The sequence below is a fragment of the Nguyenibacter vanlangensis genome (genome assembly GCF_038719015.1).
GTDB classification, from domain to species: Bacteria; Pseudomonadota; Alphaproteobacteria; order Acetobacterales; family Acetobacteraceae; genus Gluconacetobacter; species Gluconacetobacter vanlangensis.
This window is the reverse complement of sequence record NZ_CP152276.1, coordinates 1,226,758-1,252,363: the sequence shown is the minus strand read 5'-3', so window position 1 is coordinate 1,252,363 and position 25,606 is coordinate 1,226,758. Positions and strand designations below refer to the sequence as shown.

Here is a 25,606-nt window from a genome sequence, read left to right as displayed (position 1 = left end):
GCACGATCCTGCTTGCACGATCCTGCCGGGCGCCTCACGGCGCGGGCGCTCTTGCCAGACCGTCCGCCAGCCGCCACATCTCGGGGCCGGGAGGATCCGCATGCGGCCATCGATCGAGTATCTGCGCCGGCGCATTACCGCGCATTGCCTGAACAGCCGGACCGAAACCGCCGTGCCGGGGCTCAGCCTGATGCGGGCGGACGCGCCGACCATGCCGGTGCAATCCGTGCATCAGCCCACGTTCTGCCTGATCGCGCAAGGCAGCAAGCAGGTGGTGCTGGGCCAGCGGCTCTTCGCCTATGACGCGCGGCATTACCTGATCACGACGGTCGAACTGCCGATCACCGGCGGCGTCACCCAGGCCAGCGCCGACCGCCCCTACCTGGCGCTCACCCTGGCGCTGGACCCCACGCGCATCGCCGCCCTGCTGCTGGACAGTCCCGACGCCCTGCGGGATCCGGGCACGATGCCCGGCCTGGCGGTCAGCACGGTGACCGATGCGCTGCTCGATCCGGTGGCGCGGCTGGTCGGGCTGCTGGACCGCCCGGACGACATCCCCGTCCTCGCCCCGCTGATCGAGCGCGAGATCCTCTACCGCCTGCTCCAGGGCGAACAGGGCGCCACCCTGCGCCAGGCCGCCCGCGCCGACAGCCGCCTCTCGCAGGTCAGCCGCGCCATCGCCTGGATCCGCGACCATTACGCCGAACCGTTCAGCATCGGCGACCTGGCCGCCGAAACGGGCATGAGCCCCTCGTCCTTCCACCGGCATTTCAAGGCGGTGACGATGATGAGCCCGCTGCAGTTCCGCACCCGGATCCGGCTGCAGGCGGCCAGGCACATGCTGCTCGCCGACGGGCAGGACGCCGCCGGCGTCGGGTTCGTCGTGGGCTATGACAGCCCGTCGCAGTTCAGCCGGGAATATCGGCGCATGTTCGGCATCCCGCCCGCCCGCGACGCGGCCCGCCTGCGCGGGCCGGAAAGCGACCGCGCGACGGAAAGCGACGCCGGCCGCCTCGCCTACGCCCAGTAGATCAAGACGGATTCGGTCAAGCACGCGTCATCCGACCGGCTCGCCGGAAACGCCGGTCCTGTTGCGTCCGGCCTCCTTGGCGGCGTACAGCGCCATGTCGGCGCGCGCCAGGGCATCGTCGTAACGGCAGTCGGTCGCCCGCATGTCCGACAGGCCGATGCTGACGGTCAGGCGCATCGTGCCGTCCGCCACCGGGATCCGGCACTCCGCCAGCGCGCGCCGCAGGCGCTCGGCGACCTGGCGGGCCTGGGCCAGGCCGGTGTCGGGCAGCACGACCGCGAATTCCTCGCCGCCCAGGCGGCCGGCATGGTCGCCGGGGCGCAGTTCGGCCAGCATGGTCGCGGCGACGCGTCGCAGCACCGCATCGCCCGCCGTATGGCCATGCCGGTCGTTGATCGATTTGAAATGGTCGATATCCAGCATCAGCACCGCAACGTCGCCGGCACGGCCGCGGACCAGCGCGTGCCAGGCGCGCTCCATCCGCTCGGTAAAGGCCCGGCGGTTCGGCAGGCAGGTCAGGTGGTCGACCCGCGCCAGGTCGTGCAGTTCCTGCTCGACGCGCTTGCGCTCGGTCACGTCGACGACCAGCCCGTGCCACAGCGTGCCCCCGTCGGGCAGCCGGGTCGCCCGGGCATCCACCTGCCGCCAGCGCAGCCCCTGGCGCGGCAGCAGCACGCGAAAGACGCATTGCCACGGGGTCAGCCGCTCGGCGGCTTCGGCCAGCGTGGCGCGATAGAGGTCCAGGTCGTCCGGATGGATGCGCGCATGCACCGGCTGGCTGCTCTCCGCCACCTGCTGGGGCGTCAGTTCATAGATCTCGGTGATCCGCGCGCTGGCATAGGGGACGCAGGCCGTGCCGTCCGGCGCCCGCCGGCACTGGAACACCAGGCCCGGCACCTGGTCCGTCAGGCTGGACAACAGGGCCATGCTCGCCCGCAGCCGCTCGGCCAGGACGCGCATGGCGGTGATGTCGGTCGTGGTCCCCACCATCCGCAACGCCCGGCCGTCGCCGTCCCGGCTGATGACCCGGCCGCGGCTCAGCACCCATTTATAGCTGCCGTCCCTGCACCGCAGCCGATGCTCGACCTCATAGGACGGGGTCAGCCCGGCGAAATGGTCGCGCATCGTCGCCTGGACATAGGCCAGGTCGTCCGGATGCACGCGGGCATAGGCATCCTCGATCCGGTCCGAAATCTCCTCCCTGCGATAGCCCAGAAGACCGACCCACCCGTCGCAATAGCGGATCGCGCCCGTCACCACGTCGCGGTCCCAGACGCCGGTGCCGCTGCCCTCGATCGCCAGGGCCAAGATGTCGCTGAAATCCTGCCGCACGCCGCACCCGGATTGATACAGATCCGCCGAGGCGGAATGTCCAACCTCTAGCATATTTCCGGCCGCAGGAAGGCGGGAATGCGGTGGTCCGGGGAATGGGCGGCGGCCTGCGGCGTCGCGGGCCATCACGTACGAAACAGAGTAATATCAAATACAAAATGCATCATCTTCCCGTTCTTCCGGCAGTCCGCCGATGGAATCGACGACGTGATTTTTTAAAAAATTGCATGTATGATTTTTTACAATATGATGAACCGTCACGATAAGCGATAAAGGGTGTATCATGTCGAACATTTCGGCGCTTATTCTTGATGCGGGGATTTTTGTTCTTGCACCGTGGCTGTTGTGGCGCCTGACGCAAAGAACCGTGCCAATCGCGGTGCTGCCGATATTGCTCGGCATCTGCCTGGCGGTGCTGCATGCCCCCGTCGGGCGGCTGGGCATCCCGTCGGTCTACGGCAACGATATCGGCTGGGTGGCCGTGCTGGTTCTGGCCTTCACCGCCGGGCTCGAGATGTGGCAGCACCCCGGCGAGGACCATGCGGGCATCGCCGTGCCGCAACCCTCGATCGGCCGCCTGCTGGGCGGGGCGGCGGTCGCGCTGGGCGGGCCGTTCCTGGTGGGCGCCGTGCTGGTCCATCAATTCTTCCTGCCGCTGCATGGCTGGCAGGCGCCGCGCGGCAATGGCTGGGTCGGCGCCATGTCGATCGGGCTGTGCATCGCCGTCAGCGCCCTCCCGGTCCTGATCGGCATCGTCCGCGAACTGCACCCCGCCCAGCGTCCGCTGGGCCAGTTGGCGCTCAAGCTGGCGGTGGTGGACGACGCGGCGCTGTGGATCGGCCTGGCCGCGCTGCAATTCGCTGCCCGGGGAGCGGCCGCCCTGCATGGCTGGACCGGGCTGGAATTCGTCGCGATCGCCCTGCTGGCCGGCCTGGCGCTGGCCGGGCGCTGGGCCACCCGCAACCTGGCGCACCCGCCCTTGTGGCTGATCTGGCTGGCGGTGCCGCTCTATCTGGCCGCAGGCTCCTGGGCCAGCATGCAACTGGGCCTGCACGAACTGATCGGCGCCTATTTCGCCGGGGCGATCATGCCGCCAAGCTGGGTGCGCCGCCTGCCGGTCGAACGGGTCGGCACGTTCTCGCTGATCTGGCTGGCCCCGATGTTCTTCGGCCATAGCGGACTGCATATCGACGGCGACGCCCTGACCTGGCCGTCGGTCGTCGCGTCGCTCTCGCTGGTGGCGATTTCCATCGTGACCAAGATCGGCGCCGTCTATCTGTTCCCGCCGGCGGCGGGGCTCAGCCGCCGCCAGGCGCTCGGCATCGGCGCGCTGCTGCAATGCAAGGGGCTGATGGAAATCGTCGCCGCGACCATCCTGCACGGCCAGGGCATGATCTCCGAATTCGCCTTCGCCTCGCTGATGGTGCTGGCGGTCATCTCGACCACCCTGACCGGCCCGATGTTCCGCCTTCTCTCCCCCCGGCCGCGCCCCGCGCCGGCCTCGTCCGCATCGCGCGCCATGGCCACCGCCCGCTGAACCCCGGTGCGCTGACCCTGGCGCTCTAAACGTTCTCGCGGCGGCCGGGCATGCTACCCGATCACCGCCATGCGCCGGACATCGACCAGCCCATGGTCGGTGATCTTCAGGTGCGGCACGACCGGCAGCGGCAGAAAGGCCAGTTGCAGGAACGGCTCCTCCAGCGTCACCCCGATCGCGCGGGTGGCGCCCCGCAACGCTTCCAGCCCGGCGCGCACCGTCTCGAACGGCGCATCGCTCATCAGCCCGGCGATCGGCAATTGCAGCTCCGCCTGGACCGCGCCGTCCACGACGACGACGAACCCGCCGCCGATCGCGGCCAGGCGATTGATCGCGACGGCCATGTCCGCGTCATCCGTGCCGACCACGCACAGATTATGCGCGTCATGCCCGACCGACGACGCCAGGGCCCCCCGCCGCAACCCGAACCCGCGCACGAATCCCCGGCCGATATTGCCGTTCAGCCCATGCCGCGCCACCACGGCCACCTTGGCCACGTCCCGCGCCGGATCGGCCGTCACCTGGCCGTCCCGCTCCGGCAGGTCCATGGTCAGGAATTCGGTGATGATCTGGCCCGGCACGATGCCCATCACCGGCCGTCCCGCGCCGGCGCCCGGCACGACGAAATCCTCCGCCGTCACGGGGCGCTGCAACCGCACGCTGCCGTATCCGGGCGGCTCGATCGTCCGCCGCCCCGCCAGCGCCGGCCCGACGGGCCGGCCGCCGGCCAGCACCTCCGACACGCGGCAGCCCTCCAGATCGTCCAGAAACACGATGTCCGCCCGCTTGCCCGGCGCCAGCAGGCCGCGATCCGTCAGGCCGAAGGCCCGCGCCGCCGTCAGGCTGGCGGCGCGATAGGCCGCCAGCGGCGCCACGCCCCGGGCGATGGCGCTGCGGATCAGGAAATCAATATGCCCTTCATGCGCGATCTCCAGCGGATTGCGGTCGTCGGTGCAGAACGCCAGGAACGGCGAGGTCTCGACGGTCAGCAGCGGCGCCAGCGCCGCCAGGTCCTTGCACACCGATCCCTCTCGGATCAGGATCGTCATGCCCTTGCGGATCTTCTCCAGGGCCTCCTCGGCACGCGTCGCCTCGTGGTCGGTCGAAATGCCGGCGGACAGATAGCCGTTCAGCGCCTTGCCGCCCATCAGCGGCGCATGCCCGTCGATATGCCGCCCGGCAAAGGCGCGCAGCTTGTCCAGGCAGTCCGCCTCGCAATTCAGCACCCCCGGCATGTTCATGAATTCCGCCAGGCCGATCACCTTCGGATGGTCCATGAACGGGGCCAGCGCATCGGCGCCCAGCACCGCGCCCGACGTCTCGACCGCCGATGACGGCACGCAGCTCGACAGGTTGACGCGCAAATCCATGACCATGCGCGTCGCGGCCTCCAGGAAATAGCGCAGCGCCGCGGCACCCAGCACATTGGCCATCTCGTGCGGGTCGCAGATGGCGGTCGTCACCCCGTGCGGCAGCACGCAGCGCTCGAACTCGAACGGCGTGACCAGCGAGGATTCGATATGCAGGTGCGTGTCGATGAAGCCGGGCACCACGACCCGCCCGCGCCCCTCGATCACGGCGGGGCCGTCATAGCGGTCCAGCGTGCCCACGATCGTGTCGCCGCAGATGGCGATGTCGGTCGGCAGCAGCGCTCCGGTCACCAGGTCGAACAGGCGCACGTCGCGTATCACCAGGTCGGGCGGCGCCTGGCCGCTTCCCTGGCGGATCCGGCGGGCGATCGGGTCGGTCGATTCAGCGTTCATGCCGTTCTTAACCACAGCCGCGCGCCGTCCGTCCACGACCGATTGCGTCAGCCGGCTTTCTGCCGCCACATCAGCATGTTGCGTCCGGCCTGGCGCGCCTCTCCCGGCATGGCCCACAGCGCGGCCCCGCCGGCCAGCGCGGCCAGCACGACATACAGCGCCGGCGCGCGCGCGTCATGCACCACCAGGGCCGAAACACAGGCCGGCGTCAGCCCGCCGAACACGGCGTAGGACACGTTGTACGAGAAGGACAGGCCCGAAAACCGCACCGCGGCCGGAAAGGCCCGCACCATGGCGATCGGCACCAGGCTGACATAGCCGGCGCCGATTCCCGCCAGCGCGGCCAGCGGCAGAAAGCCGGCCGGATGCGCGGGCGCCACGCAGTACACCCCCCACGCCCCCGCGATCAGCAGCCCGACCACCGGCACGATGACCGGGCGCAGGCCCCAGCGGTCGGTCGCCGCCCCGATCGCCACGGCGGCCAGCGTGATCGACAGGGTCGCGACCAGGCTGGCATCCATGGTGCTGGCGGCGGAAAATCCATGCAGGCTCTGCAGCAGCGACGGCATCATCAGCAGCAGCACCACGATCGCCGCCGTCAGCGCCCAGGTCCCCACCACCGACAGGATGACGGCGCGCCGGCAGGTGCGCAGCACGACGACCAGCGGCGTCTGCCGCGCCAGCGCGCCGCGCGCATGCATCTCGGCGAAGACCGGCGTCTCCTCCAACCAGCGGCGCAGCATCATCGCGATCAGGCCGAACACCCCACCCAGGATGAAGGGCAGGCGCCAGCCCCAGGCGGCGATGGCGGCCGGCGCCAGCGCCATATGCAGCCCCAGCGCCACCAGCGACCCGATCAGCATCCCCGCCGTCAGCCCGCCGGTCAGCAGGCCGCAGGCCAGCCCGGTCCGTCCCGCCCCGGCATGTTCGGCGACGAACACCCAGCCCCCCGGCGCCTCGCCGCCGATCGCCGCCCCCTGGGCCATGCGCAGCAGCAGCAGCGCCAGCGGCGCGGCCAGGCCCAGCGTGCCGAAACCCGGCAGCAGGCCCATCAGCAGGGTCGGCGCGGCCATCAGCAGCACGCTGAAGGCGAACATCTTCTTGCGCCCGTGCCGGTCGCCGAAATGCGCCATCACCACCCCGCCCAGCGGCCGGGCCAGATAGCCGGCGCCGAACAGGCCGAACGTTTCGGTCTGCCGCAGCCAATCGGGCTGGGCGGCGGGGAAGAAATGCTGGGCGATGATCTTCGCGAAATAGGCGAAGATCACGAAATCATAGAATTCCAGCGCCCCGCCCAGGGCCGCCAGGGCCAGGGTGCGGACGTCGCGCCAGCTCAGGCGGCCGGCGGGCGGGGCGGAAACGACATGCATGATCGGACATCCGTGCGGGGCGAAGGGGGCAGGGACCATACACGCCCCGCCCCGGACGGTCACGGGCCCCCATGCGGGTTACGACTCGCACCCGACCATCCAGGCCACGCCATACCGGTCGGTCAGCGTGCCGAAGATCGGCGCCCAGAACGTCTTCTGCAGCGGCATCGTCACCGTCGCCCCGTCGGACAGGGCGGTGAAGATCCGCTCGGCCTCCTCCGTCGTGTCGGCGCTGACCGATATCGAGAACCCGGCCGGGGCGACGTCCTTGCCCGGCATGCCATCCGACCCCATCTGCACCTGCTCGCCGACCGCCAGCGCGGCATGGCAGATCGCGTCGCGCGCTTCGGCCGGCATGGTCTCGGCCATCGGCGTGTCGGCGAAGGTGATCATCCGGGTGATCTCGCCGCCCAGCGCGGCCGCGTAAAAGGTGAACGCCTCACGGCACTTGCCGTTGAAGCCGAACAGATAGGCATTGATCTTCATGGCAGGTTCCTCCCGCTGGCCGCTCATGGGCCGGGCGGGATCGTCGCGCGCCGGACGGGGACGGCACAAGCCCGGCCGCAACCGATTTCCGCATGGCTCGGCCTTCACATCCGCAAAGAAATGATGACGGACGGTGCGGAATGACTTGCAACCGACGACGGTCCGTCCTGTAAAGTAAGGATTGGGCCGCCACCCGGCCCGATTGACGCGAAAAAAATTAAGAAAACAAGAACGCGAGCCAGTCATTATGGGTGATACAGGACTTACCCGGTCCGAGGAGCGGTTCATCCGCTGGTCCTTCGGTACCGATTCCGGACATAACCCGTCGCTGTCCGACGGCATCATTCTGCCGGTGTGGAAAAGCGGCACCCGCCGCGGCCAGCCGCGCATCCCGGCCTCGATCCGCGACCTGGTCGCCCGCGGCCTGCTGCGCGTCGTCGAGGGAGATTTGCCGCCACGCGCCTATTTCACCGCCAACGGGATCCGCGCGGTGCGGCGCATGTTCGTCAAGCCCCGCTTCGATACCGGCCGCTATATCCACCTGCTGCGCGAAGTGGAAAGCCACCCCGACCGCGAAAGCGGCTGACCCGCCCCTCGCGGACGGGCGCGCCATCCGCCCTTCAGGCGGCCAGCGACCGGCGCCGCAGCGGCATCGTCATGCAATGGACGCTGCCGCCCCCCTGCGAGAACTGGTCCAGTTCCGGGTCCAGGACGACCAGCCCCTCGGCGCGCAGCATCGCATTCACCCGGGTGGAATGGCGCGGGCTGACCACCCGCCCGTCGCCCAAGGCCAGCACGTTGCACGCCATGTCGCGCATCGCCTCCTTGTAGCTCACCGGCAGCAGCCGGATGCCCTGCGCGCGGAACCAGTCCAGGTCCGCATCGGCCAGCGCATCGGGGGCGACCAGCGCCAGCTTCTCGGCGACCATGGAAAACACCACGTCCAGATGCAGGAAATGATCCGAAAACCGGATCATCCGCGTCTGCCATCCCGCCGCGTCGAACCAGCCGGTGAATTCCTCGGCGCCGGCCCGGTCGGTCCGGGTGGTGGTCACGCCCACGGCCAGCAGGCCCGGGCTGATGACATGGATGTCGCCGCCCTCGAGATGCCCGCGCGTGGCGGTCCGCCAGATCCCCCCGGGGCCGTAAAACGCCTCGATCGCCGCCGTCTCGCCCTTGCGTTCCGCGCGGTACATGTTGGTGGCGACGGTGCCGAACGGCGTGGTCTGCGAACTGTCGCGGGTATAGACCTGATAGGGCAGGCCGGGCTGCGGCGTCAGGAAGTGGCACGCCACGTCCGCGCCGCGCAGCGCGTCCACCAGTTCGCCGAACTGCGCCTGCACCGCGCCGGCGTCGGCCCCGCGGCCGTCCTCCAGGCTCAGGATCGCGATATCGTTGCTGGGGATCCAGCTATAATAGGTCGGCGGGCACAGCAGGACATCCTCCAGATATCCGGTTTCGCTGTCGATGAACCAGCGTGTGGCGTCCATGCTCCTGCTTTCCTCGTCCGAAGGTGCCCGGGTGGCTCGAACCCGAATGCCGGGTATCATAGGCCCGCCTTGCCGGCCATCCGATAGCGGATCGCGCAAGTAAAGTTTGCCGCGCGCTCAATCGTAAACGCGCGCGCCGAACCGGGCAGGGACGCACGCCCGCGCGGCGGGGCTTCTCATCGCCGTCTCCGGTCTGTAATGGGGCGGTCTGTATGGGGCGCCGGTTACGGGCTGATGCCGGATGGCCGCGACGGGCGGCAGGGGGGATTTGTTGCACATTCTCATGACCGGCTCGGCGGGCTTCATCGGCTATCACCTGGCACGCCGCCTGCTGGCGGACGGGCATGCGGTCACCGGCATCGACGGCATGACCCCCTATTACGACGTGGCGCTGAAGCGCGCACGCCACGCCCGGCTCGCCGCCCATCCGGAATTTTCCGCCCACGAATTCATGCTGGAAGATCACGCCCGGCTGGATGCGGCATGCCGCGCGGCCCGGCCCGACATCGTCGTCCATCTCGCCGCCCAGGCCGGGGTGCGCTACAGCCTGGACAACCCGTCCGCCTATGTCAGCGCCAACGTCGTGGGCACCCATAACCTGCTGAACGCGGTCAAGGCCCTGCCGGTGCGGCATGTCATCCTGGCCTCGACCTCATCGGTCTACGGCGCCGGCACCGATTGCCCCTTCACCGAGGACCAGCCCTGCAACCATCCGCTCAGCCTGTACGCCGCCACCAAGAAAGCATGCGAGGATATCGGGCACTCCTACGCCCATCTCCACGACCTGCCGATGACGGCCTGCCGCTTCTTCACCGTCTACGGCCCCTGGGGGCGGCCGGACATGGCGCTGTTCCGCTTCACCCGCAACATCCTCGGGGGCCTGCCGATCGACGTCTATAACGGCGGCGACATGGCGCGCGACTTCACCTATATCGACGACATCGTCGAGGCCCTGGTCCGGCTGCTGCCGCGGCCGCCGGGCAATGGCGACGCGGCGCCGGCGCGCGGCGCCAGCCCCGTCGCGCCCTATCGGGTGGTGAATGTCGGCAACGGCCAGCCCGTCGGGCTGCGCGACTTCATCCGCGCCATCGAACGGGCGACCGGCCGCGCGGCCCTGTGCAACAACCTGCCCATGCAGCCGGGCGACGTGCCCACGACCTGGGCCGACTGCGCCATGCTGGAGCACCTGACGGGCTTTCGCCCCGCCACGACGCTGCAATCCGGCGTCGACGCCTTCGTCGAATGGTATCGCGACTGGTACGATATCTGAAACGAGGGACCTGAAACGCGGGACCTGAAGCGCGGGGCGCGAATCGAAGCCCGCCCCGGTTCCATGCCGAACTGGATTTATCCACAGAAATGGGGACAATTCTGTGGGAGAAACTGGGGGACAGGGTCGGACAGATGCGCTCATCGCAGACATTATCGCGATTCGCGGCAACGCACCCGCCTCCGTTCGCCGCCACCGATTCGGCGCCACAAGGGGACGACACGCCATGACCCACCCCCCGTCATCCGCTGCACCACGCTGGCGGCTCGCGATCGGGCTCGGAATTCCATTCTGCGCCGTCGACCTGGCCCTGCCGCTGCTGGACCGGATCCCCGGCACCATCCTGGGCTTCCCGGTGGTCACGTTCTGGCTCTATGGTTGGTTCGTTCTTACAACGATCTGCATGGCGCTGGTCTGGCTGCTCCACGACCGGTACATCGACGACCGGGACTGACGGCACGCCACGGGACCGGGTCCCGCTTTTCCAGGAGACACGCCCCCGCATGGCAACCCTGACCTTCGGCCTCGTGATCCTGCTCTCGGTCTGTCTCGCGCTCTTCTCCCGGCGCGGCCATCATCACCAGGGCGCGCGGGATTTCTTCGTCGCATCGGGGCAGTTCGGCGGGCTCCTGCTGTTCTTCCTCTCGGTGGGCGAGACCTACAGCATCGGCAGCGTGCTCGGCTTTCCCGCCGGAACCTTCAGCCACGGCACCGCCTTCGTCATCTGGTTCCTCGGCTATATCGTCCTGGCCTTCCCGGTCGGCTATTTCCTCAATCCCTGGATCTGGCAGGCGGGGCGCACCTACAACGCGCTGACCATCGCCGACCTGTTCCGCCACCATGTCGGCAGCCGCGCCGTCGAGGTCGCGATGACCCTGAACGCGATCCTGTTCCTGCTGCCGTTCGGCGACATCCAGTTCATCGGCCTGCTCTCCGTCCTGCAGGGGTTCGGCTGGCACGTGCCGGCCATCGCGCTCACCACGCTGGCGGCGATCATCGCCTTCTTCTGGGTCGCGCTGTCGGGCATCCGCGCCCCGGCCTATGTCTCGATCCTCAAGGACGTGATGATGATCGTCGCGGTGCTGGCGGTGGGCCTGGCGGCACTCCTGGCCTCGGGCCACCTGCCCAAGGTCCCGCTCCAGGAGGTAACGCTCCAGGGGGGCGCGGCGGCCGGCGACATCGCCCGCATCCGCCCCGGCGCGCGTGACGAAGCCTTCGCCATGTCCACGATCCTGTTGCAGGCGATCGGCTTCTGCGTCGCGCCGCAGACGGTGGCCTTCCTCTTCACCGGCCGTTCGCGGCGCATCGTCCGGCGCAACCAGGTCGTCATGCCGCTCTACATGCTGATGTTCCCGTTCCTCTATCTGGTCGCCGACTATGCGCGCCGGTCGGGCATGGCGCTGTCCACGCCCAACGACGCCTTCATGGCGGTCTCGCACGCCCTGCTGCCGGCCTGGCTCCAGGGGCTGGTGGCGGCGGCCTGCGCGCTCTCGGCGCTGGTCGTCCTCGCCGGGATGTGCCTGGCGATCGGCCCGCTGGTCTCGCATAACCTCCTGCACGGCCTGTCCGACCGGCAGCAGCGCTACGGGGCGCAACTGGTGATCGCGCTCTATCTGCTGTTCTCGATCGTCAGCGCGGCCCATGCCTCGGGCGTCATGGTCAAGCTGAACACCATGTATTATTTCGGGGTCACCCAGGCCGCGCCCGGAATTTTCGCCATCCTGCGCGCCCGCGCCATCAGCCCGGCCGCGCTGATCGCCGGCCTGGTGGCGGGCGACGGCCTGGCGGTCGGGCTCTATATGGGCGGCGCCGATCTCGGCGGGATCAATCCCGGCTTGGTCGGCCTCATCGCCAACGCGGCCATCCTGTGGGGCGGCAGCCGCGTGCTGGCGGCACGCCCGGTCCACCCCATCCTGCCCGCATCATCCGCCGGCGCCGCGCTCCCGACCAGGACCTGAGCCCGCGCCCCATCCTGCGAATTGCCTGGGCGAACCACCTCGGCGAACCCGCCCGGATTTCGGCCGTTGCATCCCCTGGTCCGGCACGGACACCAGGCAACGCCCCGCCGCCGGGGCCCGTTGGAGACAAGGCATGCAAACCCGCCTGCGTTTCGAGGACCGGTACAGGACGGTCGATGAAGATCGCGTCCTGGACGCGCTGGTGCTGCTGGGCGCGGCCTTCGCCGACGACCGGGACGCGGCACGGGCCACGGCGCGGCAGGCGCTCGATCGCTGGGCGGCATCGGGCCTGGGCGTGCGCCGCGACGACGCGGGCCGCCGCCTGTTCGATCCGGTCGAGGTCGTGCACCACCTGAAATCGGCCGGCTGGCACGGGCACGACCCGTTCTGGGACGATCACTACGTTACCACCAGCCGCCGGCTGGTCGGCGCGCTTGCCGAGGAACCCGGACCCGACATCACCGTCACCCTGCACCGTACCTTCAACCTGCGCCACACGCCGCCGACCGGCCGGACCCGGCGGCTCAGGCTGTCCCTGCCGCTGCAGGACCGGTGCGAGATCCTGGCACTCGACCCGCTGGTGCCCGACGGCGCCACCCATTCCCTGCGTGACGGCCGGCTCGAGGTCCAGGTGCCGCCATCGGACGCGGCCGAAATCGATATCGGCGCGCGGATCCGCTTCCGGCCGCGCGCCGCCGACGCCGCGTTGCCGGATCCCGAACTCTATCTGCGCCCCGGCGAGGGGCTGATCAGGCTGACCGATCCCGTCGCGGCGCTGGCCCGGCACCTGGCGGGCGACGCGCCGCCGCCGGTCGCGGTCAAGGCGTTCTGGGACTATATGATCGACCAGTTCCTGTCGGGCCCGGTCCATTACGACCAGATCCCGGCCGACGCCCCGCTCGACTGGGTGCTGGACGTCCGCTGCTGCGATTGCCAGCTCGGCGCGGCGCTGCTCGTCGGCCTGTGCCGCGCGCGCGGCATTCCCGCCCGGCTGGTCAGCGGCTATTTCCTCTATCGCCGCTCGCCGACCCTGCATTACTGGGCCGAGATCTGGCTCGACGGCCAGGGCTGGGCGTCCTTCGATTTCATGAGCTGGGACCTCTCGAAAGGCGGGCAGGACCCCGCCTGGCGCGACCATTTCTTCGCGCGGATCGACGCGCGGATGATCACCCAATGCCTGCCGCTCGCCTTCACCGGCGCGGTCGGCATCACCATCCCGCCCGTCTGGCGCATCCTGCAAACCACCCAGGGCGGCGGCGTCGAGATCGACATGATCGACCAGGACGGACTGTCGGTCTACAGGGACCACGTCGCCGTGGCGTAATGCCCTGTCCCGGCGCATATCCGGAGCCATATCCGCGCAAGAAAGCCTATGGCTCCGGCCCGTGCCCCCAGTCACCGTGTCCCAGTCTAACGGGCCCCAGTCTGCCGTGCCTCAACCTCTCCCCAGCCTCACTGCGAAACGCCGACCGTCTCCCCGGTGCCCACCTGCTGCCAGTCCCGCGCCGCCTTCGCCACCGGGCGCCGCGTCAGCCAATAGCCCAGCGTCATGGCCGGCCGCTCGATCAGCAGATAGGACAGGCCGGCGGCCAGCAGGCTCAGCGGAATGACACAGGCCAGGATCGTCGTCAGCGGCAGACTCTCACGGAACAGATGCACCATGGCCATCAGGACCAGCATATGAAACAGATAGAGACTGTATGAGATGTGCCCCAGCCATTGCAGCGGCTTCAGGCACAATATGCGCGACGCGGCGCGGCTGTGCAGCGCGATCAGCATGGCCGCCGCCGACCCCGCGCCCACCGAGATGAGCCAGAACAGTTTCGTGCCCATCGTCAAGGTCGTCTCCGGCCCGACATGCGGAACACCCAGCAACAGCACGCACGGCAGCAGGACGGCCCACCGGACGGCGGCCGGCACGCGGTCGTAAATGGATCTGAGCGTATCGCGTGTTTCGTAAAGCAGGATGCCCAGCGCGAACAGCGGCAGGTATTCGATCGTGAAGCACAGGCTGGCGACGAAGGATTTCGGTTCGCCCTCGCCGATCGCGGTCATGACGCCGCTCGCCGCGAAATAGGCCAGCATGACGGCGGCCATGCCCATGACGCGGTACCTGGAAATCAGCAGGTACAGCAAGGGAAAGACCAGCGAGACCCGCATTTCCGCCACCAGGGACCACATCGGCGGGTCGAGCGTGTTGGCCCGCGGCGTACCCACCATCAGCAGATGCTGCAGGATCAGCCCCCATGTCGGCTTCTCCGACCATTGATCGTGAGAGAACCAGTAACTGGCCACGGCCTCCGGCACCGGATGCGGCAGGACGAAGCCGTACGCGATCGCCGAGATCAGCACGGCGGCGGCGAAGGGCAGGTAGATCCGGCAGAACCGGCGCGTGATATACCGGCCATAGGACCCTTTCTGGAATTTCGACAGCGAGATGGACAGCACGAAGCCGCTCAGGACGAAAAACAGCGCCACGCAACCCGGTCCCGACACCATCAGGTGCAGCGGCGTGTCACGAAGCAGAAAGGCCGGGCTGAAAAACAGCGCCGCCGTTCGCAGCGGCGGAACAGCGTGCACCGCGTCCGGAAACGTGGCCCACGAATGATACAGCAGGACGATCAGCGCCGCGACGCCACGCAAGGAGTCGAGTTCGATGCTACGTCTCATGACCTTTCCTTTTCGCGATTCTGCTTCGCGATTCCGCGGTAGCCGCCTCTTTGCCCATCACCCGTTGAACCCGGCGACGCACCCGTCACGCGCAGGCCGCTCGGGCCGTGCTTCCGATTCTCGCTAAATGATGTTTTGTTTAACACAACCACATGTTTTTATTTGATTATTTTGAGGTTTTATCTCGACCTGTCCAGTTTTTTTTAATGTTCCGGCTCTTTTTTTAAAGCACATCTTCGACAGGCTGATCCCTCAGGTAAATCTTCCATCGGATATTAAACATGGCGCCTCGTGCCGGCGAATGGTGCCGGCGGAAGGATTCTTTACGAACAATAAAGATTTTTTTATTGATGAACCGTAGCCCTGCGGGGCCGGTTGACGTTCTGCATGCGCCGCCCGCGCGCCGGCATCCTGTTCCTGCAAACCAAACGACGACGCGTATCATTACATCAAAAAAAAGTAATCAGGTGATTCACGCAACGGAATGCACTCTCCCCGATGCAACCGCGTCCCCGACGCGCTCGTTTTTTTCCGAATGAGGCGTGATGCAAGAGGAGCGGTTTATCTGAATTCGGTAATTGATTTTAAACGCATTTTAATGGGAAACCGAAATGATTTATGAATTCAGACTTCCGGTCATCGTGCCACAGATGTCCGGCGCGACTGTCGAATGCGTGTACGCGGGCGCGGGCGACTCCCTCCGCATGGGCGGCAAGCTGCTGGATCTCAGCGTCGATCTCAGCAGCGCCTTCGCCCAGGAATGCCCGCCGGTCTCCTATTACCGGCTGGTGCTGCGCGAACCCGTCTATCTCCGGCAGCTCGATGTCGGCCCGGGCCAGTACAGCGCCTCCTCCGACCGGATCGCCCTCTTCAGCACCGATCCGGAAGAGCCGCTCGACCAGGACGTGGCGCGCCAGGTCCGCTGCACCGTCGCCGGCATCCTCCGCCATGACGGCATGAACGCGGCAGGCCGGCCATGAGCACACTCGATCTGCGTTTCGGCCCGCTCAAGGCCGACGGCTACGCCATCGTGCGCTCGGGCGTGCGCTGGCTGCGCGAAAGCGGCCAGTATTGCCGCGCCGACGAACCGATCGGCTATTGCAACATCAGCCTGGAACCGACCGGCGTCCGGGTCTCCGGCCCGCCCGCCCTGGCCGACGAGACGGAATTGCAGGTGGTGTTCGCGCCCCGCGTCGGGGGGCGCCTGACCGTCCGGCCGGAAATGGCGCGCGGCGGCTATCTCAGCGTCCGCGCCGTCGAAAGCTGGAAGCCGGATACCGTCGTGGCCCATATCGATCCGGACGACCCCGCCCAGCTCGCGGACGAGCCCGATGCCGGCCGCCTGCGGCTGATGGTGGTGACCGGCCGGCGCATGACGGCCCTGGCCGACGTGCATTCGGGCCTGCTGCCCGGCTGGTACGGCCGCAGCCGCGGCTGGTGGTGCGATGACGGGGAAAAACCCACCACCCTGCTCAGCATGGGGCTGTGCGACGCCACGGGGGTCATACTCGGCGATCATTGCGCCTTCCTGGAAATGTTCGAATCGACCAGGGATCCGCTGCAGGCGGTCTTCATCCCCGATCATCCGGTGGCACCCTGCGCGCCCGTGCTGCTCGACCAGCTCGCGCGCACCCCGGCCCAGTTCGATGCCCTGGCCGACGACCTGCGCCGCGCCCTCGGCAGCGCGGCGTCGGCCCCCACGTCCGACGACTGGATATTCGCCGGCGCCCTGCTCTCGGTCCTGCGCAACACGCCGCTCAAGGACGGTTACGGCATCATCACCGGCAGCGGCACGAAGCGGCTGGGCCCGCCCGAGGACATCCTGCTGTCGCTCAGCGCCGAGCCGCAGGCCATCCTGCGGCACCGCACCCTCGGCTATCATGTGCATATCATGCGCCACCACCAGGCGGCCGCCGGTCCGGCCATCCGCGCCTGGCTGTCCAGCGCCTTCGAACCCGTCAGGCGGTCGACCGACACCATCCGCCGCGATTACGAAAGCCTCATCGACACGCTGGCCCGCACCACGGGGGGCCGGATCATGGTCCTGAACCGCATGTCCACCGCGGGGTACGAAGACATCTCGTCCTATGCCGGCTTCGATGCGCCCATGAGCGACACGCTCTCCAGCATCGCGGCCAAGGAACAGAATCTGATGCTGCACGACGTCGCGGCATCGCGCGACATGGCGATCATCGACGTGGACGCGCTGGGGGCGCAGTTGGGCGGCGCCCTGCACCTGCCCGACGGCATTCATCAAAGCGGTCCGATGCAGGTCGCCCTGCGTCAGGAAATTACCAACGTCCTGGCCATGCGCCACGGCGCGGCGACGCCGGAACTGGTGCCCTGACCGGCCTGTTCCGGCTTTTCGTTTAAACGCCTATCCGATAAACGCCTGTCCGATCGGCCGCTTCCGGCCGATCGGATCATGTCCAGATATGCTCAGGTGATTTCGAACTCGACGGGAATGTCCGATGCGATGGCCCCGTCGGGCACGGCTTCGTCCGCACCGTCGCTGAACAGCGCCAGACGCACGCCGATCTGCATCCACGCGCCCGGCTCCGCCGTGATCTCCCGCAGGATTCCGGCCTGTCCCGCGCGGACCTCCACGACGGCCTTGTGGGTCTCCAGCTCCACGATCAGGTCGCCCGGCGCAAACGCGCTGCCGGTGTCGCCATGCCATTCCAGGACGCGAATTTCTTCGACACCGGCCACGGCGGCGGGAACGGTCAACTGGTAAAACATGCTTTCTGCACCTTCGTCTGTTTCTTGAAAGTAATAGAATTGTTATGCAGGAAAATAGTCAAATCAACAATTTGGTGTCCTGCCCTTGAAATTCGCATGATGAATTTCAAAGGCAGGACACTGGACCAGAGCATCATCCGATCGAATGGGCGCATCCGGTCGGACAGAGATGCTCGCCAAAAACGCACTAGACAATATCCGTGAACCAGAGGTGAACGGACATGGCTCTAGCGGGCCGACAGCGCCCGCATGGCATCGGCCACGCGGCCCGCATCCGGAATGCAGGCGGCTTCCAGCACCGGATTGGATGAAACCGGGGCGGGCAGGGCGCCCAGCCGGATCCACGGCATGGGGCCCGTCCGCTCGAATGTCCGATAGGCCACTTCGGTGCCGACCCCGCATACGGTCTGCCCCTCCTCCAGGGTCAGCAGCCGGCCGGTGCGCGCGACCGACGCCGCCAGGGTGTCGACGTCCATCGGCGCCAGGCTGCGCAAATCGATCACCTCGCAGCTTATGCCCTCCGCGGCGACGATCTCGGCCGCTTCCAGTGCGGGACGCATCATGTAGCCGTGGCTGACCAGGGTCAGGTCGGTGCCCGCGCGGCGCACGCACGCCACGCCGAACGGAATGGCGGTCTCGCTCACCGGCACGTCGCCCGGAATGGGAAACAGCCGCTTATGGTCGATATAGACCACCGGCCCGTCGCATCGCAGTGCCGTCTTCATCAGGCCATAGGCATCCTCGGGCGTCGAGGCCGCGACGACCCGCAACCCGGGCACGCTCATCAGCCAGGCTTCGATGCATTGCGAATGCGCGACCCCCTGGCCCGCGGCGCCGGCGGTGGTCTTGACCACCAGCGGGGCATTCAGCCCCCCCGCGCTCTTATAGCGCAGTTTCGCCCCGTAATTGATCAGCGCGTCGAAGCCCAGCATCAGGAAATCCATATAGGTGATGCTGACGACGGGGCGATAGCCGGCGGCGGCGGCCCCGGCCGCGATGCCGATCGTCGCGGCCTCGGCCACCGGCGTGTCGCGCACCCGCTCGGGCCCGAACAGCGCGAACAGCCCGTCGAACTCGCGATACGACCCGCCGAAGGCGCCGACATCCTGCCCCATGATGAAGATGCGCGGATCGCGGGCCATCTCCTCGTGCATGGCGCGCTTGATCGCCTCGCGGAAGAACATCCGCGCCGTGACGGGCTTCTGGTCATACAACATGCTGCAGCACCTCCTGGGCGCTCGGATAAGGGGACGCCTCGGCATGGGCCATGGCCTGCGCGGCCGCTGCCGTCGCCTCCAGTTGCAGCGTGGCGAATTGCGCCGCATCCAGCAGCCCGGCCTCGATCAGCGACGCCGCAAGGCGCTGGATCGGACAGCGGGCGCGCAATTCGGCCAGTTCGGCCCGGCTGCGCGTCTCCCGCGCCGTGGTGGAATGCGACCGCAGGCGGATGGACTGGCATTCCAGGAATGCCGGGCCGCGGCCCGCGCGCACATGCCCGACCGCCTCGGCGGCCACCTCCGCCACATGCGCGACATCCAGCCCGTCGATCGTGCGCGTCCACATCCCGAACGCGACGCCGAGGTCCGACAGCGCCGCCGGCGCCATGCTCGCCTCGCGCGCGGTGGAAACCGACAATTGGTTGTTGTTGCACACGAACAGGATCGGCAATGTCCACAGCGCGGCGAAATTCATCGTCTCATGCAGCGCCCCGGCGCCGCACGCCCCGTCGCCGAACATGATGGCGACGATGCCGCCGTCGCGGTCCATCTGCTTGGCCAGCGCCACCCCGGCCGCGACGCTGATATTCCCGCCGACCACGGCATGCGCGCCGAAAAAGCCGTAATCCGGCGCCGACATGTGGCCGCGCCCGGCCCGGCCGCGATTCATGCCGTCCACCTTGCCCAGCAATTCGGCCATCAGCGCCCCGGCGGGCACGCCGCGCGCCAGGGCCGGCCCGATGGACCGCCCGCCGGTCAGCAACTGGTCCGCCGGCCCCAGCGCCGACGTCAGCCCGACGGCAACCGCCTCCTCGCCCGTCGACAGCAATTGGAACCCGTGATTCTTCCGCTGCGCCAGCGCGTCTTCGAACGCGCGGATCGCCAGCATGGCCCGCAGGGCCTGGATGGGGTCGATCCTGCTCATTGCGGCGTCGCACGGATCATCTTGAACAAGCCGGCCGTAACGATGCTGAAACTCTCCTGCACGCCCCGCCGCCGCACGGCATGTACCAGCTTCTCGATCGCCTGCCCGGGCGGGATCTGGCCCTTCACGACCTGGCGGAGCAGCCAGCCCACATGGTTGTCCTGCACCGCGTCGGTGATCGTGGACACGACCTGCCGGCGCCGCCCCTTGCCCATGACCATCAATTCCCGCGGCGTGATTTCCGGCACGGGCCGGCTGGCGGGCGCCTGGGCGACGATCCGCGCCTTGACGCGCTCCTGCACCTCGAAGGGCAGGGCGGCATCCAGCGCGTTGTCCGTAATGCCCAGCGCCAGGGTATAGCCGGCCAGTTCGGTCGCGGCGTCGCCCTCGGCGCGGTAATCGGTCTTCAGCCGCATGGCGCCGGTATCGGCGAACACCCGGTCCACATCGACGACGAAGGCGCCGTACAGCCGCGACAATTCCGCGGCCAGCAGGTCCAGCCGCCGGATGCGCAGCAGGATGCGCGCACCGTCCGGCTGGCCGCTGCGCTCGACATGGCGGAACAGGGTCGGCACCAGGACCGGATCGCCCGCGGCGCACAACGCCTCGTACCGGGCCAGCAGGTCCCGCTCCACCTCCGGCCATGGCGTATCCAGCGCGCGCAGCGCCGGCGCCAGCGACATCACCCGGATCGTTCCGGGGGCCGCGTTCACGGCGCTGTCGAAATCATGCACCATCATGTGCGACAGGCTCGCGCCCTGGCTTTCCAGCGCGTCGGACAGCAGCGACGCCGCACGGGCGATCACCTGCCGCTCATGCGCGTCGCCGAAGAAGACGGCCTCTATCTTTTTCATGAGAGGAACTCCGACTCGATGTGTGTGGACGGAGGGAATTGTTGTGGACGGCGGGGCTTGTGGACGGCGGGGCGGGCTTACGGATGGACGGGCTTGCGGGCAAAGGACGGCCTCGGCGCCGCCATATAGGCCGCACGCACGGCTTCCGGCCGCGGCAGGCTCGGATAATCCGCGGCAATCGCCGCCAGTTGCGCCAGGGACGAGATGCGCAACGGCTCGGCCAGCGCCTTCTCGTCGCTCAGGCTCTGCCACAGCAGCGGCAGCAGGGCCACGTCCGCGCGCGGATGCGCGGCATAGAAGATCCCTTCCCAATCCTTGTCGTCCAGCGGGTCGCGCCAGCCGCTCCGGTGGATCAGGTGATAGGTGCGCGCCGCCGAGGCCGCCATCCGCAGGCCCGCCTGGCACAGGCGCAGCGACAATTCGCGATGTTCGTTGATCGTCAGGTCGGGATGGAACCCGCCGGATTCCAGAAAGGCCGCCCGCCCGACCGACTGGTTGGACCCCGACGCCGCGGCCCACAGGACGCCGCAATCCGCATCGTCCCGCAGCGCCGCCATCTCCAGCTCGAACAGTTTGCGCGGTCCATAGCCCGGATAGACCCCAGGCTGCCCCCGCCGGGCGACCGCGGCGAAATCGTGGCGGATCTGCTCCCGCGTCACCACCGACCGCGCCCGTTCCTCGGCGGACATCCGTGCGACCCGCTCCTCCTCGCCGCGCCGGGGCGTCCCCGCCTCGGGGTCCAGGAAGGGACGGGTGCAGCGGATGTGATAGGTTTCGCCCCGGACCACCAGGCCGGGACTGGCGCGGTGGCGCGCCATGTGATCGGCCACCAGGTCGGGGCCGGCCAGCGTGTCGCCGTCCAGGAAGATCAGCACGTCGCCGTCGGCCTGCCGCGCCCCGGCATTGGCCGCCGCGGACCGGCCCAGCGCGGTCTCGTGCCGGATCGCGACCACGTCGCCCGTGCGCGCGGCCTCGGCGACCACGGGGGCGGTATGGTCCGTCGATCCGTCATCGACGACGACGATTTGCGCGGCCTCGGTCTGGCAGGACAGCGACGCCAGCGTCAGGCGCAGACGGTCCGCCTCATTGCGCGAGCGGATAACGACTGTGGCTTTCATCTCAAATCCTTCTCCCGGCAAAGATCATGCTCAGACCGGAGACTTTTTTTATTTGGCGTAAAAAGGAACAATGAAAAATCTATCTCTGAAATCGATCCCGTATCGACCCGCCGGACGCACGGACGGGGGCTCTAGCTCTCCAGAACGCCCAGATCCTCCAGCACCCGAACGACCTCCTCCGCGACGTACCGATGTCCTTCGGGCCGCAGGTGGAAATTGTCGATCTTCAGCCTGTCCGCCCCGTTGCGGGCAATGACGGTATCAACGTCAATGATTGAAATGCCGATCTCGTGCGAAAGTTCGATCAGCCCGAGGTTGAATCGCCTTATTCTTGTCGCAAAGGTCTCGTCCAGCCCCATATGGCAATGGACCCGGTCGCCCGGAATGACCGGCGACAGGTTATAGACCAGCACCGGCACGTCCCGTTCCCGACGGATCCGCTCGACGATCGCCGCCAGATTGGCCATGGACTGCGCCACGCTCAGATAGCCCGCGGGCGCGAATTCGGACCGCAGCCACGCCCGGTCGTCGTCGCGCCACTCCGCCTCGTCGGCGGGATAGAACAGCACGTCCTCGCGCCGGTGCCGCACCAGCGGCGTGGCCACGTCCGGCAGGATGGACAGAAACACGGCGTCCGCCGGCGTGGTGAACACGGCGGTGCTGAACTGGCTGCGCAGCGGATAATTTCCCAATTGCAGGTCGCGCGCGCCGAACAGGGCCGGCACCTCTCCGGTCGCGGCCAGCAGCGCGTCGGACCGCGTCAGCGTCTCGTGGCGGATGCGTGCCGTCACGTCCGGATAGGCGCCGCGCAGGATATCGTTCATGCCGTTCCACTGCACCACGCCGCCGATGCGGCAGGAATGCAGCGAATCATGGATATCGACATTGCCTTTGACAAACAGGGTCAGCCGCTTCATGCGCTCCTCGTCGCCCAGATGTTTCCCGGAAGTTTTAACGATACTCGAGGCTTCAACGATAATCGGCAATCCGCACCACGCCTTGGACCGTCAATGCGGCGTTGTAACAAAAGCGGGCGGCCCGGCATGGTTCCGCGCAAATCACGCCGGCCGGGATGACGCTCTCGTGGGGTCGCCGGCCAAAGGAACGTAAGAAGGGGAACGTAATACCGACTGGCCGCACGACTGATGCATGGGATCTGCCCGACAAGGGCGTTGCCCTTGACCCACCAAAGGGCAGTCGCCCTTTGGAAACCCATTCGTTATCAAATGATTGAGGTGCAGGGCCTCAGGCCCTGCCGGGTCCAGGGCGGCGCCCTGGTCATGCGTCAGGCCGGCCTGCTGCGCGACATGCCCGCCCGCTTCAGCAGCGACAGGGCGGATGCGCGCTCAGCGGCGCTCAGGCCGCGCGTCCACAGGATCGCATAGAACAGGATCGACGACAGCACGAACGACACGCCCGTGATGACGATCCCATCCTGGAAAATCGCGGCGCCCAGCGTCACCAGCGCCACGGCGCTCATCGGCAGGATATGGCGCACGGCGTCGGCCAGCGGCGGATAGAAGCGAATGCCCAGGCGGATGCGGATGACGCAATCCAGCAGGCTGCGGCCGGCCCAGGCGATGGCGGCCCCGTCCACCCCGAACAGATGCAGCAGCAGCAGCAGCAGCGGCGCATAGACGGCGAATTCGATGACGGACAGGACGGCGTTGAAATCCGGCCGGCCGATCCCGTCCAGAAACCCCGCCGCCACGCCGTCGACGCCGAAGAAGAACACCCCGATGCTCAGAAATTTCATGATCATCGTGCTGTGTTGCGGAAAATCGCCCCCGACCCACATCGCCAGGATCTCGCGGCCGAACAGCGCGCTGACCAGGCAGAACGGAAACAGCAGCGCCGCCACCGTCAGCACGCTGGTACGATAGAGCTGAATGGTCCCGGCGCTGTCGTGCCGCCACAGCGACGCCATGGCCGGAAAGGCCGTGCCCGTCACCGCATTGGTAATCAGCGACAGGCGCGCGACCACGTCGAACGGCGTGGTGTAATAGCTGGTGGCGGCGCTGGAAATGACCGACGCGATCATGAACCGATCCATATAGGACAGGATCGGAAACATCAGGTTGGACACCGTCATCCACCCGCCGATCCGAAACAGCGGCCGCAGCAGGCTGATGGCGGGCCTGGCGGTACGCAGTTGCGGCATTACCCGCAGGCACAGCCAGGCATAGGCGATCGTCATCGCGACGCGGCACAGCGCCAGGGTGATCATCACGCCGACCAGGCTGTTCCAGACCAGCAGGATCAGCAGCGGCGCGACATAATACCCGATCGAGATGGGGATATTGATCAGGTTGGCCGCGCGGAACGCCTGATAGGCGGAAATGACCCCCCACATGGCCGCGTTCGCCATGACCAGCGGCGCGGTGGCGCACAGCACCCACATCGCCCACGTCGTCTCGGGCCGCAGCGAATCCGGGATCTTCAGGCCGTGCTGCACCCAGGCCACCACGCCCAGCGCGGCAACCAGCCCGCCGATGATCCCCAGCACGCTCAGCGTCAGGATGCCGGTCATGGTCAGGTCGGCGCTTTCCTGGTGCCGCCCCTCGGTCACGCGCTCGGCGACCGCCCGCGTCAGCGCCCGTCCCAGGCCGAAATCGAAGATCCCGAACGTGCCGACCAGGGTCAGCGCGATCGTCATCACCCCCCAGCGCGCCAGGCCCAGATGCGTGATCAGCCGGGGCGTCACCAGCAGCGCGACCCCGATCGGACCGACCCGTCCCAGGATGTTCCAGCCGCTGTTGGACACGATGTGCCAGGTGGGCATGCGCAACAGGGCAGAGGCTGGTTTCGCGGTGGCCATCAACGTTCAATCCGGTTTCTGGCGGCCTGCTTGCCGCGCGTGGACATGGCGAAAACCCGGCGGCGCCGGCGCCGCTCGGGGGCGCCCCCCGGGGGCATGGACCCCAGGGGCATGGACCCCGGGGGCGTGGACTCAGGCCGCCTTCGCGACCTGCGCCCGGTAACCGGCCAGGCGGCCGAGGAATGTCAGGAAATAATAACGGGCGATCGGCATGTCCAACCGGACCAGATTGACCACAAAACCGCCGGCCGGCCGGATCAGGAATTGCGATACGGTCCGCATGTCGCAGCGATTCTTGCGCATCACCCGGCCGGCCCCCAGGCCATAGCTGAACGCGCGCGCGATGTTCAGCGACACAGGCTTGTCCGGATGCATGATCCGCAGATGGTACAGATAGTATCCCGGCACGTTCCGCGCCAGCATGCGCAGCGCCAGGTCCTGCCCCTCGCTGGACCCGAAACGGGTGCCCGGCCCGATCATCTCGTCGAATCCGCCCAGTTCCTCAAAGACCTCGCGCCGGACGAACAGGTTGAATTCGATCAGCGACGTCCACACGGTCTGCGTATCGACCGCGCTGTCCTGCTTCAGCCAGCGCCCCGACCGGCCGAAGCTGCCATCCGGCAGCAGCACGGTCCCCGTCAGGAAGCCATGGCCGGGATGCGTGCGGAAAAACCGGTCCGCCTGCTCCAGCACGTCCTGGGTATATTCGCAATCGTCATCGGGAAAGGTGACGATCTCGCCCGTGGCGTGCCGCGCGCCCAGGTTGCGCGCCCTGTTGCACAACCGCAATGACGTGCGCATGTGCAGGATCGTCATCGTCGCCGAAAACTCGGCGACGATCGGCTCCAGCCGGTCATCGGCGTTCTGGTCCACGATAATGACCTCGAACGACTGCACGGCCTGGCGCTGCAGCGACAGCAGCAGCGCGCGGACTTCCGCGGAGCGTCCGACGGTGGCGACGACAAGGGAAAAGCGCATGGTGGTGTATCCGGCTGCAACAGGTCGCAAATCGCGCAAAAGGTCACG

General features: G+C 67.8%; 23 protein-coding genes. 9 read left to right on the top strand and 14 right to left on the bottom strand.

The window, feature by feature from the left end:
* Positions 1–100: 100 nt before the first annotated feature.
* The gene (locus tag AAC691_RS05700) at positions 101–1,030 is read left to right on the top strand and encodes an AraC family transcriptional regulator (protein WP_342629267.1); all 930 of its coding nucleotides are present in this window, start codon (positions 101–103) and stop codon (positions 1,028–1,030) included.
* A 27-nt stretch (positions 1,031–1,057) separates the two neighbouring features.
* Here the strand turns inward: AAC691_RS05700 and AAC691_RS05695 are convergent, their stop codons facing one another.
* A complete protein-coding gene (locus AAC691_RS05695) occupies positions 1,058–2,416 on the bottom strand; it encodes a diguanylate cyclase (RefSeq protein ID WP_342629266.1) in 1,359 nt (452 codons plus the stop codon).
* 229 nt (positions 2,417–2,645) lie between these two features.
* On the opposite strand from AAC691_RS05695, the gene AAC691_RS05690 reads away from it, so the two are divergent.
* Entirely contained in the window at positions 2,646–3,899 is a 1,254-nt protein-coding gene (locus AAC691_RS05690) for a cation:proton antiporter (RefSeq protein ID WP_342629265.1), read from the top strand.
* Positions 3,900–3,952: 53 nt separating this feature from the next.
* Here AAC691_RS05690 and ade read toward each other — a convergent pair whose 3' ends face one another.
* The 3 genes from ade to AAC691_RS05675 form a co-directional block, all read right to left on the bottom strand.
* Positions 3,953–5,662 carry an adenine deaminase gene (ade, locus tag AAC691_RS05685; protein ID WP_342629264.1) on the bottom strand — a complete coding sequence of 570 codons (1,710 nt, stop codon included), beginning with the start codon at positions 5,660–5,662 and terminating at the stop codon, positions 3,953–3,955.
* Between the two features lie 47 nt (positions 5,663–5,709).
* Entirely contained in the window at positions 5,710–7,032 is a 1,323-nt protein-coding gene (locus tag AAC691_RS05680; RefSeq protein WP_342629263.1) for an MFS transporter, read from the bottom strand.
* Positions 7,033–7,110: 78 nt separating this feature from the next.
* Positions 7,111–7,518 (bottom strand): VOC family protein, encoded by a 408-nt coding sequence (locus AAC691_RS05675; RefSeq protein WP_342629262.1) that lies wholly within the window; start codon positions 7,516–7,518, stop codon positions 7,111–7,113.
* Positions 7,519–7,765: 247 nt separating this feature from the next.
* On the opposite strand from AAC691_RS05675, the gene AAC691_RS05670 reads away from it, so the two are divergent.
* The gene (locus tag AAC691_RS05670) at positions 7,766–8,104 is read left to right on the top strand and encodes a hypothetical protein (RefSeq protein ID WP_176640788.1); all 339 of its coding nucleotides are present in this window, start codon (positions 7,766–7,768) and stop codon (positions 8,102–8,104) included.
* Between the two features lie 34 nt (positions 8,105–8,138).
* Here the strand turns inward: AAC691_RS05670 and AAC691_RS05665 are convergent, their stop codons facing one another.
* The gene (locus tag AAC691_RS05665; protein WP_342629261.1) at positions 8,139–9,008 is read right to left on the bottom strand and encodes an arginine deiminase family protein; all 870 of its coding nucleotides are present in this window, start codon (positions 9,006–9,008) and stop codon (positions 8,139–8,141) included.
* Between the two features lie 271 nt (positions 9,009–9,279).
* Here AAC691_RS05665 and AAC691_RS05660 point away from each other — a divergent pair, with 271 nt between their 5' ends.
* From AAC691_RS05660 to AAC691_RS05645, 4 genes are all read left to right on the top strand, one after another.
* On the top strand, positions 9,280–10,278 hold the full coding sequence (locus tag AAC691_RS05660; RefSeq protein ID WP_342629260.1) for an NAD-dependent epimerase/dehydratase family protein: 999 nt from the start codon (positions 9,280–9,282) through the stop codon (positions 10,276–10,278).
* A gap of 226 nt (positions 10,279–10,504) precedes the next feature.
* Positions 10,505–10,732, top strand: a complete 228-nt coding sequence (locus AAC691_RS05655) for a DUF3311 domain-containing protein (RefSeq protein WP_342629259.1) — start codon at positions 10,505–10,507, stop codon at positions 10,730–10,732.
* 49 nt (positions 10,733–10,781) lie between these two features.
* Entirely contained in the window at positions 10,782–12,236 is a 1,455-nt protein-coding gene (locus AAC691_RS05650) for a sodium:solute symporter family transporter (protein ID WP_342629258.1), read from the top strand.
* A 133-nt stretch (positions 12,237–12,369) separates the two neighbouring features.
* Positions 12,370–13,560 carry a transglutaminase-like domain-containing protein gene (locus AAC691_RS05645; RefSeq protein WP_342629257.1) on the top strand — a complete coding sequence of 397 codons (1,191 nt, stop codon included), beginning with the start codon at positions 12,370–12,372 and terminating at the stop codon, positions 13,558–13,560.
* A gap of 128 nt (positions 13,561–13,688) precedes the next feature.
* Here AAC691_RS05645 and AAC691_RS05640 read toward each other — a convergent pair whose 3' ends face one another.
* Positions 13,689–14,906 carry an acyltransferase gene (locus tag AAC691_RS05640; protein ID WP_342629256.1) on the bottom strand — a complete coding sequence of 406 codons (1,218 nt, stop codon included), beginning with the start codon at positions 14,904–14,906 and terminating at the stop codon, positions 13,689–13,691.
* Positions 14,907–15,517: 611 nt separating this feature from the next.
* Here AAC691_RS05640 and AAC691_RS05635 point away from each other — a divergent pair.
* Both AAC691_RS05635 and AAC691_RS05630 read left to right on the top strand, forming a co-directional pair.
* The gene (locus AAC691_RS05635; RefSeq protein WP_176639963.1) at positions 15,518–15,886 is read left to right on the top strand and encodes a hypothetical protein; all 369 of its coding nucleotides are present in this window, start codon (positions 15,518–15,520) and stop codon (positions 15,884–15,886) included.
* Complete coding sequence (locus tag AAC691_RS05630) at positions 15,883–17,253, top strand: hypothetical protein (protein ID WP_342629255.1); 1,371 nt, start codon at positions 15,883–15,885, stop codon at positions 17,251–17,253. The genes AAC691_RS05635 and AAC691_RS05630 overlap by 4 nt, the downstream gene beginning before the upstream one ends.
* A gap of 92 nt (positions 17,254–17,345) precedes the next feature.
* On the opposite strand, the gene AAC691_RS05625 is transcribed toward AAC691_RS05630, so the two are convergent.
* The 8 genes from AAC691_RS05625 to AAC691_RS05590 all read right to left on the bottom strand — a co-directional run bounded on the left by AAC691_RS05625 (position 17,346) and on the right by AAC691_RS05590 (position 25,558).
* Positions 17,346–17,636, bottom strand: a complete 291-nt coding sequence (locus AAC691_RS05625) for a lipoyl domain-containing protein (protein WP_246285564.1) — start codon at positions 17,634–17,636, stop codon at positions 17,346–17,348.
* Between the two features lie 239 nt (positions 17,637–17,875).
* Positions 17,876–18,865, bottom strand: coding sequence for a transketolase C-terminal domain-containing protein (locus tag AAC691_RS05620; RefSeq protein ID WP_342629254.1), 990 nt, complete (start codon positions 18,863–18,865; stop codon positions 17,876–17,878).
* Complete coding sequence (locus tag AAC691_RS05615) at positions 18,855–19,790, bottom strand: thiamine pyrophosphate-dependent dehydrogenase E1 component subunit alpha (RefSeq protein WP_342629253.1); 936 nt, start codon at positions 19,788–19,790, stop codon at positions 18,855–18,857. Before AAC691_RS05615 ends, AAC691_RS05620 begins: the two co-directional genes overlap by 11 nt.
* Positions 19,787–20,644 carry an SGNH/GDSL hydrolase family protein gene (locus tag AAC691_RS05610; RefSeq protein WP_176639859.1) on the bottom strand — a complete coding sequence of 286 codons (858 nt, stop codon included), beginning with the start codon at positions 20,642–20,644 and terminating at the stop codon, positions 19,787–19,789. The genes AAC691_RS05615 and AAC691_RS05610 overlap by 4 nt, the downstream gene beginning before the upstream one ends.
* A 77-nt stretch (positions 20,645–20,721) precedes the next feature.
* Positions 20,722–21,762, bottom strand: a complete 1,041-nt coding sequence (locus tag AAC691_RS05605; RefSeq protein ID WP_342629252.1) for a glycosyltransferase family 2 protein — start codon at positions 21,760–21,762, stop codon at positions 20,722–20,724.
* A 131-nt stretch (positions 21,763–21,893) separates the two neighbouring features.
* Positions 21,894–22,679: an SGNH/GDSL hydrolase family protein gene (locus AAC691_RS05600; RefSeq protein WP_342629251.1), complete on the bottom strand. Its 786-nt coding sequence runs from the start codon at positions 22,677–22,679 to the stop codon at positions 21,894–21,896.
* Between the two features lie 368 nt (positions 22,680–23,047).
* On the bottom strand, positions 23,048–24,580 hold the full coding sequence (locus AAC691_RS05595; RefSeq protein ID WP_342629250.1) for a flippase: 1,533 nt from the start codon (positions 24,578–24,580) through the stop codon (positions 23,048–23,050).
* A 132-nt stretch (positions 24,581–24,712) separates the two neighbouring features.
* Positions 24,713–25,558, bottom strand: coding sequence for a glycosyltransferase family A protein (locus tag AAC691_RS05590; protein WP_342629249.1), 846 nt, complete (start codon positions 25,556–25,558; stop codon positions 24,713–24,715).
* Positions 25,559–25,606: the final 48 nt, after the last annotated feature.

Bases quoted from the DNA above. Each gene is read 5' to 3' on its own strand.
- AAC691_RS05680 (WP_342629263.1), bottom strand. From the start codon at position 7,032: ATGCATGTCGTTTCCGCCCCGCCCGCCGGCCGCCTGAGCTGGCGCGAC.
- AAC691_RS05630 (WP_342629255.1), top strand. From the start codon at position 15,883: ATGAGCACACTCGATCTGCGTTTCGGCCCGCTCAAGGCCGACGGCTAC.
- AAC691_RS05615 (WP_342629253.1), bottom strand. From the start codon at position 19,790: ATGAGCAGGATCGACCCCATCCAGGCCCTGCGGGCCATGCTGGCGATC.
- AAC691_RS05650 (WP_342629258.1), top strand. From the start codon at position 10,782: ATGGCAACCCTGACCTTCGGCCTCGTGATCCTGCTCTCGGTCTGTCTC.
- AAC691_RS05590 (WP_342629249.1), bottom strand. From the start codon at position 25,558: ATGCGCTTTTCCCTTGTCGTCGCCACCGTCGGACGCTCCGCGGAAGTC.
- AAC691_RS05690 (WP_342629265.1), top strand. From the start codon at position 2,646: ATGTCGAACATTTCGGCGCTTATTCTTGATGCGGGGATTTTTGTTCTT.
- AAC691_RS05620 (WP_342629254.1), bottom strand. From the start codon at position 18,865: ATGTTGTATGACCAGAAGCCCGTCACGGCGCGGATGTTCTTCCGCGAG.
- AAC691_RS05655 (WP_342629259.1), top strand. From the start codon at position 10,505: ATGACCCACCCCCCGTCATCCGCTGCACCACGCTGGCGGCTCGCGATC.
- AAC691_RS05640 (WP_342629256.1), bottom strand. From the start codon at position 14,906: ATGAGACGTAGCATCGAACTCGACTCCTTGCGTGGCGTCGCGGCGCTG.
- AAC691_RS05670 (WP_176640788.1), top strand. From the start codon at position 7,766: ATGGGTGATACAGGACTTACCCGGTCCGAGGAGCGGTTCATCCGCTGG.
- AAC691_RS05600 (WP_342629251.1), bottom strand. From the start codon at position 22,679: ATGAAGCGGCTGACCCTGTTTGTCAAAGGCAATGTCGATATCCATGAT.
- AAC691_RS05595 (WP_342629250.1), bottom strand. From the start codon at position 24,580: ATGGCCACCGCGAAACCAGCCTCTGCCCTGTTGCGCATGCCCACCTGG.
- AAC691_RS05700 (WP_342629267.1), top strand. From the start codon at position 101: ATGCGGCCATCGATCGAGTATCTGCGCCGGCGCATTACCGCGCATTGC.
- AAC691_RS05635 (WP_176639963.1), top strand. From the start codon at position 15,518: ATGATTTATGAATTCAGACTTCCGGTCATCGTGCCACAGATGTCCGGC.
- ade (WP_342629264.1), bottom strand. From the start codon at position 5,662: ATGAACGCTGAATCGACCGACCCGATCGCCCGCCGGATCCGCCAGGGA.
- AAC691_RS05610 (WP_176639859.1), bottom strand. From the start codon at position 20,644: ATGAAAAAGATAGAGGCCGTCTTCTTCGGCGACGCGCATGAGCGGCAG.
- AAC691_RS05605 (WP_342629252.1), bottom strand. From the start codon at position 21,762: ATGAAAGCCACAGTCGTTATCCGCTCGCGCAATGAGGCGGACCGTCTG.
- AAC691_RS05675 (WP_342629262.1), bottom strand. From the start codon at position 7,518: ATGAAGATCAATGCCTATCTGTTCGGCTTCAACGGCAAGTGCCGTGAG.
- AAC691_RS05695 (WP_342629266.1), bottom strand. From the start codon at position 2,416: ATGCTAGAGGTTGGACATTCCGCCTCGGCGGATCTGTATCAATCCGGG.
- AAC691_RS05665 (WP_342629261.1), bottom strand. From the start codon at position 9,008: ATGGACGCCACACGCTGGTTCATCGACAGCGAAACCGGATATCTGGAG.
- AAC691_RS05645 (WP_342629257.1), top strand. From the start codon at position 12,370: ATGCAAACCCGCCTGCGTTTCGAGGACCGGTACAGGACGGTCGATGAA.